Annotated in this window: 12 protein-coding genes and 1 pseudogene; all 13 read right to left on the bottom strand. The window is 32.2% G+C overall.

Translation table 11 applies throughout. The features are described 5' to 3' along the window. Window positions 1-26 precede the first annotated feature (26 nt). Window positions 27-1,535, bottom strand: a complete 1,509-nt coding sequence (locus DW761_RS09130; RefSeq protein WP_117517741.1) for a sulfatase-like hydrolase/transferase — start codon at window positions 1,533-1,535, stop codon at window positions 27-29. Between the two features lie 85 nt (window positions 1,536-1,620). Continuing rightward, on the bottom strand, window positions 1,621-2,457 hold the full coding sequence (locus DW761_RS09125; protein ID WP_117517739.1) for a PRD domain-containing protein: 837 nt from the start codon (window positions 2,455-2,457) through the stop codon (window positions 1,621-1,623). A gap of 22 nt (window positions 2,458-2,479) precedes the next feature. Then, a complete protein-coding gene (locus tag DW761_RS09120; RefSeq protein ID WP_117517737.1) occupies window positions 2,480-2,959 on the bottom strand; it encodes a PTS sugar transporter subunit IIA in 480 nt (159 codons plus the stop codon). 260 nt (window positions 2,960-3,219) lie between these two features. Next, complete coding sequence (locus DW761_RS09115; RefSeq protein WP_117517735.1) at window positions 3,220-3,675, bottom strand: hypothetical protein; 456 nt, start codon at window positions 3,673-3,675, stop codon at window positions 3,220-3,222. Then, complete coding sequence (locus DW761_RS09110; protein ID WP_117517733.1) at window positions 3,668-7,261, bottom strand: carboxypeptidase regulatory-like domain-containing protein; 3,594 nt, start codon at window positions 7,259-7,261, stop codon at window positions 3,668-3,670. The genes DW761_RS09115 and DW761_RS09110 overlap by 8 nt, the downstream gene beginning before the upstream one ends. A 147-nt stretch (window positions 7,262-7,408) precedes the next feature. Then, window positions 7,409-8,764 (bottom strand): MATE family efflux transporter, encoded by a 1,356-nt coding sequence (locus DW761_RS09105; RefSeq protein ID WP_117517731.1) that lies wholly within the window; start codon window positions 8,762-8,764, stop codon window positions 7,409-7,411. 180 nt (window positions 8,765-8,944) lie between these two features. Next, complete coding sequence (locus tag DW761_RS09100; protein WP_117517729.1) at window positions 8,945-10,222, bottom strand: ATP-binding protein; 1,278 nt, start codon at window positions 10,220-10,222, stop codon at window positions 8,945-8,947. 232 nt (window positions 10,223-10,454) lie between these two features. Further along, window positions 10,455-10,919: an S-ribosylhomocysteine lyase gene (locus DW761_RS09095; protein WP_117517727.1), complete on the bottom strand. Its 465-nt coding sequence runs from the start codon at window positions 10,917-10,919 to the stop codon at window positions 10,455-10,457. A gap of 93 nt (window positions 10,920-11,012) precedes the next feature. Next, a complete protein-coding gene (locus tag DW761_RS09090; protein ID WP_117517725.1) occupies window positions 11,013-11,192 on the bottom strand; it encodes a hypothetical protein in 180 nt (59 codons plus the stop codon). Window positions 11,193-11,195: 3 nt separating this feature from the next. Beyond that, window positions 11,196-11,909: an AAA family ATPase gene (locus DW761_RS09085; protein ID WP_117517723.1), complete on the bottom strand. Its 714-nt coding sequence runs from the start codon at window positions 11,907-11,909 to the stop codon at window positions 11,196-11,198. 9 nt (window positions 11,910-11,918) lie between these two features. Continuing rightward, window positions 11,919-12,413, bottom strand: a pseudogene (locus DW761_RS09080) (hypothetical protein); the annotation flags it as partial. A gap of 132 nt (window positions 12,414-12,545) precedes the next feature. After that, window positions 12,546-12,842 (bottom strand): hypothetical protein, encoded by a 297-nt coding sequence (locus DW761_RS09075; RefSeq protein WP_117454555.1) that lies wholly within the window; start codon window positions 12,840-12,842, stop codon window positions 12,546-12,548. 108 nt (window positions 12,843-12,950) lie between these two features. Next, a complete protein-coding gene (locus tag DW761_RS09070; RefSeq protein WP_117454492.1) occupies window positions 12,951-13,502 on the bottom strand; it encodes a PadR family transcriptional regulator in 552 nt (183 codons plus the stop codon). Window positions 13,503-13,605: the final 103 nt, after the last annotated feature.

Here is a 13,605-nt window from a genome sequence, read left to right as displayed (position 1 = left end):
ATTTATTTTTTTTGTAGAAACTACATTTAACGTATATCCTTTCTGTCAGGAACTATATCTCCTGTTTCTACCATCCAATCTAATATCTTTAACTTCATATTTTTTATAATTTCTTGATACTCTGAATGCATTATTAAATTGTTTAATTCTTGTGGATCATTTTCTAAATCATATAATTCATCATTTTCATATAAACGATATACATACTTCCATTTGTCCATCCGACACATAATTGCTTTGGTATGTTCTGGTCCTTCTGAAGCTTGAGATGACAACCTTGGCCAATATTGTGAAGATGGCCCATGTCCTAATTCCATCGCCCATGTTTCTCCATGAATCCTTCCACCCTCACTAAAAACTGCTTCTCGATGTTGTTCTTCTTTATCAAATAAATGCACAAGTGACTTTCCAAAATTAACATATTCTGTTTGAATACCTGACATTTCTTCAATTGTTGCAGTAATATCTACAAGTTCTACAAGTGCATTTGAAACACGTGGAATTACATGATATTGCTTTGCTGGTTTTATTAATAATGGAACATTTACAACTGGATCATCGAAACAGTTCTGAACTTTTTCTGCAATATCATAATCACCTGTATAATCTCCATGATCTGAGAAAACAAAGATATTTGTATCATCATATAAATTACACTCTTTTAACTTATCTCGTACCATTCCATAATGATGATCAAATCTAGATACCATCGCCAGATAAGTTGCCCGCATTTCTTGAAAGTTTTCTTCACCCCAATTGGATAAATTCTGTTTTTTAGCTATTTCCTTTAACATACTAGGTTTTCCTTCAAGCGTAATAGCGCTTGGTCTTCTTTTTGCGACTTTTTTACGATCAATACTTGAAAACCATGGTTCCTCACACATATATTCTGGATGTGGATACATAAGTGTTATGTATAAGAAAAAGGGCTTGTGATTCTTTTCTTTACTTTTTTCTTCTATATAAGCTAAAGCCTGCTCAATGCAACTCCAATCATATTTAGCAAAAACAGTCTTATCATTGACATCATCTAAATCTATTTTCCCTACATAAAAGGAATAATAACCTGGTTCATCTGGCTTTAATTGTGATTCTTTTTTATTCTTCTTCATCATATCTTGTAAAGCAATAAACTCTCCACCTTTTATATCTTTTGAATCACCTGATCCAAATGGCCGATAATATCGATCACAAAATTCTTCTTTTGTTCTATTCCCTGGAATCACATCGTTTCTTCCTATCCAGATAACTTCATATCCATTATTTTTCATAGTCCTCAGGATATTAGGTTCTCCTTCATTTTGAAGATAATGAATTGTTCTGTGTCCAGTTGTATGAGGATATAATCCCGATAAAAAACTTATACGAGAAGGTACACAAACTGGATTTTGACAATACGCATGTGAAAATGATATCCCCTCTTGACTTAATTGATCTAGATTAGGAGTAATCGAAGCTTGATTTCCTAAATGAGCTAAAGCATCTGCTCGAAGCTGATCAGCTACAAAATACACAATATTTGATTTAACTGCCATAAAATTTTTCCTCCTTTATATAGAAAAACCCCAGCACATAACAAAAAGCAAATTGCTATTGTTATATACTGAGGTAATGCCCGCTTTACCGGTTACAATCCTCCCTACTGCATAATCGATTGATGTGCAGCATTAAATATAATAATTCTTCTTCACTCGGATTCCATTCTAAATGATCTTTTAGATATGTTTGAATATGACTAACACATTGATACGTTTTGTTATATTCGGCTTTCATCGAGTCAAATAATTTTTTATTTTCACTTGTAATTGATATATTAGTTTCCTGTCGTTTCATAAGGTATTGAAGATGCGTCACAAATCTAGAATAATTAAATCCTTCTCGATTTACACTCATTTCAAAATCTTTTTCAATCAAATTTGTGATATCACAAATCACTTTATTTTCATCTGATTCATCATTAGCATTTCTTTGCATATTCTCAGCATTTATAAAATGCAATGCAATACTAACCGCCTCATCCTTTGTTAGATAAACATTCATGCTTTTATTTATTAATTTAATCGCAAATAGTCCAATTTGCATCTCCGACTCATATAAGTGCTGTATATCATATACAAACGGCATTCTTATATCAAGATTTTTCTTAAATCGTTCTATCGCGAAATTGATATGATCAGCTAAAGTAAATACGATATTAGAATTAATTTGATTTTCTATTTTCATCTTTGCAAAATCTACAATTTTAATACTTAAATTGAATACCTCTTCTGGTATATCATTTAACAGTCCTAAATAACTGGGATTAATACCATAATAAGTACGCCAGATTTTACTCAAATCTGTAAGTGCATATGGGGTTTTAGGAAACCCAATTCCTTTTCCGAAAGCAATCAATTCATGACCATCATTATCCAGACAAACAGCAACATTGTTATTGATTTTCTTAATAACCTTCATGATTGATTCTCCCTTCTTTTATTTATTGAAATGTAATAACCTTGTTCTCCCCCATTATAACATGACTTCCTGCTTCTTCGATAACCATGGAAAAGTCACTTGTATTTGTTACAACCATTGGCGTTGTTAATACCATCTGCTGTTCTTTCATAAACGCCATATCTATCTGTATCAGTGGCGTTCCTTTCTTAACCTTATCTCCAACATTTACTAGTGCTGTAAATCCTTTGCCATTTAAACTTACTGTATCTAAACCGATATGGATTAAAATTTCTGCACCATTATCTGCGGTGATACCCACAGCATGCAATGTATGTGCGACCATAGTAATTTTTCCATTACAAGGTGCACAAATTGTATCCGTTTCTGGCATAAAAGCGATACCATCACCCATCATTTTTTGGGCAAACACTTGATCTGGAACATTTTCTAAAGCAACACTTGTGCCTGTCACTGGGGCATATAGTACTACTGGTTCTTTCTTTTTGAATATTTGAAACATCATCTTCATCCTTTCCACAAATAAAAAACTCTTCAGTTGATTACACAAAAAACAGAACTATTTCTGCTTTTTAGGTAATGCCTCCCGAAGAGTAACAAGCCTTTTTCTATTTGCACATTTATATTAGCATTGGCTGTAAGCGTTGTCAACAATATTTTTCACATTTTTTTATAACTACATTTTAGTAAAAGTCCTCTAAGTTATGAAAAAAAACATGTTATAGGAAAATTTTTTAATCTTTTTCCTTAACATGTTTTTATTTATTTTAAGGCATAAACAGGATATTTTTCAACTTGAATTAATAGTACTTCATCCTGTACATTCATTTTTGAATACATGGATACATCACACTTTGCCTCTATCGTTTCACCATTACGGATAATATCAACATAGTATCCTCTGGCGTTTTTTCCTTTTGTGGCTCTATGGTCTGTATGACGTTTCTTTTCTATAACAACACCATATGTCTTTTCATTCACTTTCCAAGAAAAACTTTTAAACCATCTTACAAAGCAATGTATCGTTAATAAAATGAAAATTACCATACATATGATGCCAAATATGATAGATGATATTGATTCTCCTTCCAGACTTCCAGGCATCAGAAATAATACCCAAATAACAATCACATCAATGATGACCATTAAGATGCCTATCTGAAGCAAATCTTTTCTACGGATTTTAAACCATCTTTCGATTAATTGATCCTCATTCATTTACTTCACTTGCCACAGCACCATCTAGTGGTTTATCTATCACTTCACTGTTTTCTAAATCATCAGAAGCATTTGTTTTTATTTCTTCTTGATTTTCTACAACCGTTTTATCTTCCTGTACAGGAGCATCATTTACAGGTGTTTCTGTTTCTTTTACAGGTTCAACTGGTTCACTGTCAGAGTTTGTTTCTTCTTTCTGAATATCTGCTTTTTCATAATCTTTTAACTCTGTTTTATCTTCAAGGCTGAATGTGCTAATGCTAGATTCTGTACCAACATCATACGCGTTTTCTTGATAAGACATGGTGTTGATTGGAATCAGTTTCTTGGTTTTAGCATCAAAATCAAACACATGCCATAAAGTTCCACTTCTGTTTGGTACATTGTATGTCGCAATTAATGTTTGTCCAGCATAAACTTTTACCTGTGCTCCTGAACTTGCCATTGCACTAGAATTATGTTCATATGAATTTGAATAGTTATGTACATAGAAACTGTATTTACCATTCTGATTCATTTTATAAATCGTAGTTGTTTCAGGTCCAGATCCATCCACATCATCTAGGTCTAAGAAAGAATTTATCACACCATTATTTTTATATGCTTTATTATGGAAATAGATATGGAAATTACCATCACCAGCTGCTTTTGGTCCTATTAAATGAGAATCTAAATCGCTTGGTTCCTTTCCCCAAGTCAACACAATTCGTAAGTCACCTGTTGGTATCTCGCTATTTTCATCAGGTACTAAAGTACCATGTTTATCCATATGTATACCTTTTGTGACTGCGATATTGATATGGTTTGTGACATAACCTGAATTTTCCATTAAAACTGTATAGTTGCCTAATGGTAAATCGACTTTATAACCACCAAATGGATCTGTCATTACTGTTTTTACTACATCTCCAGTCGTATGATTCCAGCCTTTTCTAATCGTCAATTTCGTATTCGGAATTGCGCTGCCTGTAACTGAATTTGTTACATGACCACCAATAGTACCAATCTCTTGTTCATCACCATTTACCATTAAATACGTTTCCAGATAAATCTTATTTTTATCCATAACAGTTTCTAAACTTTCAAATGGAATATATCCATCTTTTGAAATCTTCACGATATAGGTTCCACCTGGTACAGTGGCTGTATATTTACCATTCGCATCTGTTTTGACAGTAGCTGCTGTTTTCATATTTTCGCTATTAATAATTTCAATATTCGCATTTTTAATATATTGGGTATGAACATCTGCATCTGCGACGCTGCCTTCTATAGTACCACCATTTTCATATGTGCATTCAGGAACAGCCTGCATATTTTCATAATGTTTTGATATCTTTAATGGACTGTTATTTTCATCCCAAATTGTGAATGTCATACCAATATCCAGCCAATCATCAAGAACTGAATATTCAAATGCATTTAATTCTGCATATAAACATAAAGTTACATCTGCACACACTAGACCTGTTGATCTAGCTTTTATGTAGCCACTGGCTTTTCCACCAGCTTCTGCAGAGAAACTGATTAAATTACATCCAAATAATTGTGCGCCAAGCTCTATCTGAGGTCCTACTGTAACGGAACCAGATAATCCTGCAGAGATAGAATTTTGTATTGCGGAAATATTTCTTGGCTTGTTATTAAGTACCTGTACACCAAATGTTCCTGATGAGTTATATTCAACTTCAAATTTGCCTTCTGCACTCATTACAAGATTTACTTCTACAATGATGCCTACGCCATATACACCTACAACTGGAACTTCACCTAATTTAATTCGTTTTTCTATTTTGTTTTCACAAATAAAACTGTCTGGTCCAGTTATTTCTGTACCCTTTCCAAAGCCTACATTTAAATCCGTTGATTCTTGTACTTTGATATATGCATTTTTTACATTTGGTTTGAAGTTATCAAAATCAACATCAAATTTATATCCTACTGTTGGCATGGAAGTTTCTAATGAATAATCGATACTCCAGTTATCACCTAAATCTATTTCCCCACTTAATTGTACAGAACCATTGATGCCAACATTATTTTCTGGTACATCAAAGAAATCATCCATTGCGCCATATGTCTGAATACCATTTGCGGCACTATTGTAATTTACTTGGACACCTTCAGCCGGTTGAAATCTTGAGAAATCTAATGGTGCCTGACCACCTACATTCATTGAATCTAAGAATTCGCTTAATTCAGGTTTTTCATATGTGATTTCTAAATTGTTTCCATTTTCTTTGATACTTTCCACCTTATAGGCATTTTCATATCCAATGACGATAATAGCGCCTTCTTTTAAATCTTTTACATCATCTGTTTTTTTGATAGTCAGAACACCATTTTCATCTTTATACTCAATAGAATCATCCAGAGTAGTTACACCATCTTTAAAATCATATCCTTCAGGTGTATCTCCTTGCGCATCTGTTGAACCAAAAATTTCAATCATTTTAGTAATAATCTGTTGTGCCTCTTTTTCATTTAATGCACGTTTTGGATAAAAGTTATTTTGTTCAAGATTCATCAAGCCAGTATCTACTGCTAAGAAAACTTCTTTCTTATATGTAATTTCTGATGCATCCTTACAATTAATTTCTTCACCTGATAAATAACCTAACGCACGAACGGCTGTAATGGCCGCAAACTCTCTTGTAGCTGGTTGTTCAGGCTGGAATGTTTCACTTTTTTCAATCAAGCCATATGTAAATGCTGTTTCAATGGCATCCTTATATTCGCTATTCGCAATATCATTAAATACTTCATCACGCTGTGATGCGTTATCAGGATAACCGACTGCATCTACAAGCTTTTGAATCCATTCTCCTCTGGTATAAGTGACTTCAACTTCACCATTGTTTTTATCATACGTTACTTGAGATTTTATTGTAACATCTTTTCCATTTACCTTGACGGTTTTCTCAACTGTGATCAAACCTTTTGTATCCTGCTCATTTGCTTTGATATCAGAAGCAGGTAACAATGTTGCTGCCATCAGTAAGCATAATAAGAAAGTAGTTGCCTTTTTCACTTTCTTATGTTTAACAGCATAAACAGCCATCATACATCCACTTGCGACCAATAATGAAAATAAGAACGTGATATTGGTGTGATCACCTGTATCTACATCATTTTTTGGTGTATCAACTTTTGTTGTATTTTCATTTTTGTTATTTGTATCCGTAATTGTAGAATTACCATTGTCCGTATTGCTTGGATTGTTATCTTCTGGTGTTATCATTCCACCATTTTGTTTCACATCAGCTTTAAATTCTGATGAAAGCGAAACACTGTCCTTCCCATTTAATGCTGCGATATCCAAGCTAGCCTTGCTTGTATCTGCAAGCGTAAATCCTTCTGGTACAACCGTTTCGATATGGATGTTTTTCATCACCACATCATTTTGATTTTCAACTTTAACTTCTGCTTTCACTGCATCCGTTTCACCATAGGAATCTTTATCTGTTTCCAAGGTGACATTAAGTCCATCTTGTATGTTTTCCTGTGCGTATAAGATAGCTGAATTTAATCCAAAAGCCATCAATAACGTAAGAAAACAAATCCCAACTTTCTTGATAATTTTCATTTTCTCCTCCTAAAAAATGGTTTTCTTGCCATTTTTCAGTATTTTATCACAGGTTTTCTTTCTAACACATATAATTTTATAAAATTGGAAATGACTTCCTCATTTTGTACAAAACGTAAAAAAAGCAAAGGCCATTTCAATTTTTGCCTATGCTTTTTGTGAAATTTTCATAATAGTTTTAGCTTTTACTATCTTTAAATATATGTATGCAAGTATGCTGACAGCTGCTTCTGTGATAGGAAATGCCCACCACAACGCGTTCAATCCAAATTGATTTGCCAACAGATAGACAATTGGCAACAACAATACCATTTGTCTTAATAATGTAATTATCAATGATTTATTCGCATGATCAACGGATTGGAATACTGCACTCAATACCAAAGATATACCTGCAAATATAAAGGATAAGCTAATGATTCTTAATGCTGGTACACCGATATTCATCATCTCTTCGTTTGCATCAAACAGGTACATCAACTGTTGTGGGAAACATTGGAATATGATAGTTCCCGCAATCATAATGACACAAGCGACGATTAAAGAAAAGTGAATAGAATCTAAAATACGCTGTTTCTTTTTTGCGCCAAAGTTGTAAGAAATAATTGGAATCAAGGCATTATTCATGCCATTAACTGCCATAAATACAAACTGTTGAAGCTTGAAGTAAATACTGAATGCAGAAACCGCCAGCTCACTGAATGTCACAAGAATCATATTCATAAATACTGTCATAAAGCTCATAATGGATTGCATTAATATTGCTGGTATAGCGATACGATACATATCTTTTATCATTCGTAATTCCAAATGGAATTCACGTAAATGAATTTGTACCTCTTTGATTTTGGTTTGTGTAATGATAATTCCCAAGAGCATTGCCACAATCTGTCCAATCACTGTCGCAATCGCAGCTCCTGTAACTCCCATTGCAGGAAGTCCCAGCATACCAAAGATAAAGATTGGGTCAAGCATAATATTTACCAAAGCGCCAACACCCTGAATAATCATATTGTATACTGTATTTCCTGTAGATTGCATAATTCTTTCATAGGTGATCTGCATAAAGACACCAAAGGAAAAGATTGTACAAATCTTCATATAACTAATGCCCATAGCTACAATTTCTTGATCTGTATAGAACAATCTTAAGAATGCCTCAGAAAAGAAAATTCCAATGATCGCAAATATCAGCCAGTTAACAATCGCTAAAAGGATACCATGTAAAGCGACCTGATTAGCCTCTTTTGGTTTTTTCTGTCCTAAATAACGTGATAGTAATGCATTCAATCCAACAGCCGTACCACAAGCCACTGCGACAATAATCATTTGAATTGGATAACACAGAGATACTGCGGCAAGTGCATTATCAGATACCCTTGCGACAAACATACTGTCTACGATGTTGTAAAGTGCCTGAACCAACATAGAAATCATGATTGGTAAAGACATTGTCATAATTAATTTTTTAATTTCCATAACGCCCATTTTATTTTCTTCCATATATAATCCTCTCTTTCCACAGAAAAAAGGAACCCCGGGTTCCTTTGTTTCACTTCGATAGTTTCTTATGTTTTATGCAAAGCGAGTGTACAGATGGTATGGGTTACACCACTGTTCGTTTCTATTGTAACGGTTTTTTTACGAAGAATCAATTGTTTATTTTGATTTTTATCAGCCTATTTATATAAACATTAACATATACAATGGATAATTCTTAATGATAGGATCTTGTGTATTCACATTATTACTTGAAAAACGATAAGCATATACTGGATGATATTTTTCTATATATGCTTTTAGGCTTTTAGATTTTGTATTTTCTGCACTTTTTACTTCTATTGGAATTGCACCATCATTGGTGTTTAGTATAAAGTCTATTTCGTTATGCGCTGATGGCTCAAAGTAATATAATTCATGATGTTCACTTAATACTTGTGCAGTTATATTTTCATATATAGCACCTTTATAGATTCCTAAATTACCTGTAAGAATCTTATTTGCACTATCGATACCAAACATGGAAACCAATAAACCTGTATCTCCCATATATACTTTAAAAATTGAAGTTTCACGATATGCCCTCAACGGCTGATCGATGACTTTTAATCTTGTACATTTTTGAATAATACCACTATCTGATAACCATTGTAGACTGCTTTCAAATATCTTTGCATTTCCACCTTCTCGTACAAGTTTATATTGAAATTTTTTATTTTCCTTTGATAACTGTTCTGGAATAGATATAAAACAATCATGTACTTTTATTTTATCACTATGTTCAGCATATTTTGCCATATCACGATAATAATCTTCCACAATTTGGTGTTGAACATTTTGTACTTTTATGAAATCTTTTGTTTCGCAATAAGTTTTTACTACTTCTGGCATACCTCCACAAATGATATATTTTTTAAACAAATCCATATAAATTTGATGAATGCTTTCCATGACTGGTTTTCCTCGATCAAAACACTCTTTTAAATATTCTATTTGTTTATCATTTATATGGTTCGCATATAAAAATTCTTTGAAATTCATTGGCCTCATAGTCAATGATTGCACATAGCCAACAGGATAAGAAGATGTATGGTGAATCGCTATACCAAATAAGCTACCACTTATAATATAATCATGAGGTGTTTCAGATCCAAGGAACTTTATCGTTGTTAGTGCCTGTGGACATGCCTGTATTTCATCAAGAACAATTGCGATATCCAATGAAAAATCAACTTCAGGAAATCTTGTTTGTAAATACATTATAATTTCATCTGGTCTGGCTATTTGATCAAATATGGATTTTATATCTAAATCTCGCTCAAAATTGATATAGATATAAGAAGCATATTGTTTTTTCACAAATTCTAAAATGCTGTATGTTTTACCTGTCTGACGCGCCCCAGATATTATAAGAGGCTTATGAAATTTATCGTTTTTCCATTTTTTCAAATCTTCTTCCATCTTATACCACACTATATAATCATATGTTCAAAAAATATAATTTTTATTATTTTTTATGTTCATAAAATATTATAAAGTACTATTTTTTTGAAGATATTGCGTAAATCGAATACTTTTTAGTTATAATTTGATTTTAATATCATATGTTGCATTTTAATATTTGTAATGTTAAAACAAATAAACAAAGTTAAGATCAGAAAAAAACAGGATCATAAAACCCTGTATTTTTTACTTATTCTGGATATACCATATCTTCCACTGTCCATTGCTTTATCACTTCCCCATAATCTTTCGCATATGCATTTGCTTGTTCAAGATTATGATCTAAATAATTTCCACATTCTTTACTTTCCTGTGCTCCTGGAATGGCGTCATGGAAATCTGAGATAAAAGCCATCGCTTCCTGTAGAAGTTCTATCGTTTCTTCTTTACTCATCGTATCTCTTGTTAAAAAATAAAACCCTGTGCGACATCCCATGGGACCAACATAGATGATTTGTTCGCTATATTTAGAATTTCTTACGTATGTAGCTAATAGATGTTCAAATGTATGTAATCCAGCATTTTCTAAATAAACTCCTGCATTAGGAACCACCATGCGCATATCATATGTAATCACATCCCCGTCAATGCGTGAAACATATAAACCCTTTCCTAACTTATCGTGATCAATACAAAAACTTGTTATCTTATTCATTTTAACCCTTCCTTTTCTTCAACTTTTTTTACAAAAATATCAAATTGCTCTTTTATATAAGTATGTGTATTTCTTAATATATATCCTTTTAATTTATTTAATGCAAATAGCTTTTTTTTCTTTATTTGCCTGATTATATAACTGTAAATCAATCGCTGTAACAACACTATCTGTAAGATAGCATTTATGAATATCATCATAGGATAATGTTTTAAGGCTTTTCATATGTCTAATCAGGGAACTTGGCAATGTCTGTATAATTTCTTCTTTCATTTATCAATTCTCCTGATTTTCTAAATCATAACGAATTGTATTCAGAATATCCAAAGGACTAGCCATTTTCTGATAAATAAGATCCAAATGATCATTCACGTTTTCTATCTTTACATTATCTTCATCAATCCCTGATAAATAATAATTGCATTTATTGTCAATCTCATGTTTCTTGGAGAATAAAGAAATGGCATCTAGGAAATACGGGCTATGGGTAGTAACTACAATTGTTAAATCGAAGTATTTCTGTAATAACACAATGGTTTCTGCATATACAACCTGCCATTGTGGATGTAAGTGTATTTCTGGTTCATCAAAAATGATAACATCTCTATTTTCCAACAAACCTCTTTCCAGCAACAATTTCAATAATGCAAAAGACTTCAATCCGGTTGATAGGTTACAAACATTCAAAGGTTCAGAAGCACCATCATCTTTATAATAAAATTCTCCATCGCTTGTTTGTATCACATTTCCATTTATCGCGTTATTCATTATTTCAAATATTTTCTTCACTTTATCTTTTGCCATAACTGATGTAAACAGATTATCATCTATTTCACTTTTCATATGCAATAAATCATAAATCATTTTATCAGTAGTTGATGTAATTTTGCTTGATGGATTTAATTCATCCATAATAAATGGATTATCAATAAATATGGCTTTGTGTTGAATTTCAAAATTTCTTTCATATTCTTCACATTCATTTTTCATAAATTTTAATCAAATAGGATTGTTCTTTATAGACAGGGAAATAATACTTTCACTATCACTATTATTTAAAGGATTGATTTGTCCATGAAACATTTCATAAAAATAGCGCTGAATCAATTCTAACCGTACACTTTCTCTTGGCGCCTTTAAAAGAATAAAAACTTTTTCTGTTAATTCATCAACATCTAAATCTTTTCTATTTTTTTCATAAATATTCAATGTTCTTTTAATAACATTTCTAACTTCAACAATATCATAGTCTTGTTTTAATTGATTTAGTATTTTTCTTGTTATTGCGTACTTCTTTTCAAATTTGTATTGAAAACACCATCCAAGAATTGATATTTCTATTTGTGAATTGCGAAGTTCTTCTATACGCCCATCAATATCCTTTAAAGAATTAAACATAGAAAATAATATTTTTCCTATTGTGCTTTTACCTGTATTATTTTCACCAGCAATCACTGTAATGCCATCCAGTTTAATGTTTGCTTCTTTGATTTTCGCAAAGTTACTAGTTTTAACTCATATATATCCTCCCTTCTATCTTTGTTTATCGTGTTTAGTATAGTCTATTTCCTACCATTTTACAATGAGAAACAGAAAGGACCTGCATCCAACAGATCCTCATCAATACTAATTGTTTACTTCAGAATATTTTCTACGTTCCGGACTTAAATTATCTACATAATAACGAATGGTTAAGCTGGCAGCACATTTGCTTTTGTTTTTAGGTTCTACGATAAACCCATCACCTTCCAGCATTGCATCCAGCATCGCTTTACAACAAACATTCTGATTTTTTACGCCTGGTTCACATTCCTCCAAAAGGTCTTTTGCGTTTACTTCAATGTAAAGCCATTGCTTATCATGTGCAACCTGCTTTTTATTTTGGATACATTCTAAGTAATCTTTCATCTCTAGTTTAGCCATATTCATCTTTCCTCCTTGCCTTGATGAAACCTTTATAACCGTATTATAGCACGTATACTATGTTACATGAAAGTAATTTTCTGTTTTTCCATAAAAATGAAAGCTGTATCAAATCTTTTCTTTTAATTTATCAATACACCAATTTGCCCATTTTATTTCATTTTGATAATACATAAAGCCATATGTCATGGTCATTCCCCAATAAAAAGACTCATTTTCTTTCTGTGCATATGCCTCAAATTCAGGCAGTTTGGCGATATCCTCATTCATCCCATCAATGATGGCACTACATTCCTGTTTATATTTTTCAAGCATTCGCATTGTTTGATCAATATCAATATTACTGGAGAAAAATACCTTGATCAATAATGGATTTTTATATTTCATAACCTCACTTAAATCAGCATCCGCAAGCCATTTATGAAGCTCCAGTCTGCCTTCTTCTGTGATATGATACACTTTTTTATTCGGCTTATCACTTTGATATATAATATCATTTTCCACCCAGTTCTCTTTCAAACAGTTATTCAATTCTTTATAGATCTGTGATGTTTGTGCGTGCCAGAAGAAAGCAATACTGCTTTTGAAATAACGGTTAATATCATAACCAGTCATATCATGATAATTCAATAAACCTAAAATTGCATGTTTTAACGGCATATCGATCCTTCTTTCTATTGTTGTTATATTCTACTATTAGAATACAATGAATCAAGCTTTATTGCAATATTTCCATCTTACAATTTTATATTTCAAACAAGAA

The sequence above is a fragment of the Absiella sp. AM29-15 genome (assembly GCF_003434225.1).
Classification (GTDB): Bacteria; Bacillota_I; Bacilli_A; order Erysipelotrichales; family Erysipelotrichaceae; genus Hoskinsella; species Hoskinsella hominis.
Note: the sequence above shows the minus strand (reverse complement) of the source record. Positions and strands in the feature narration are given on the sequence as shown.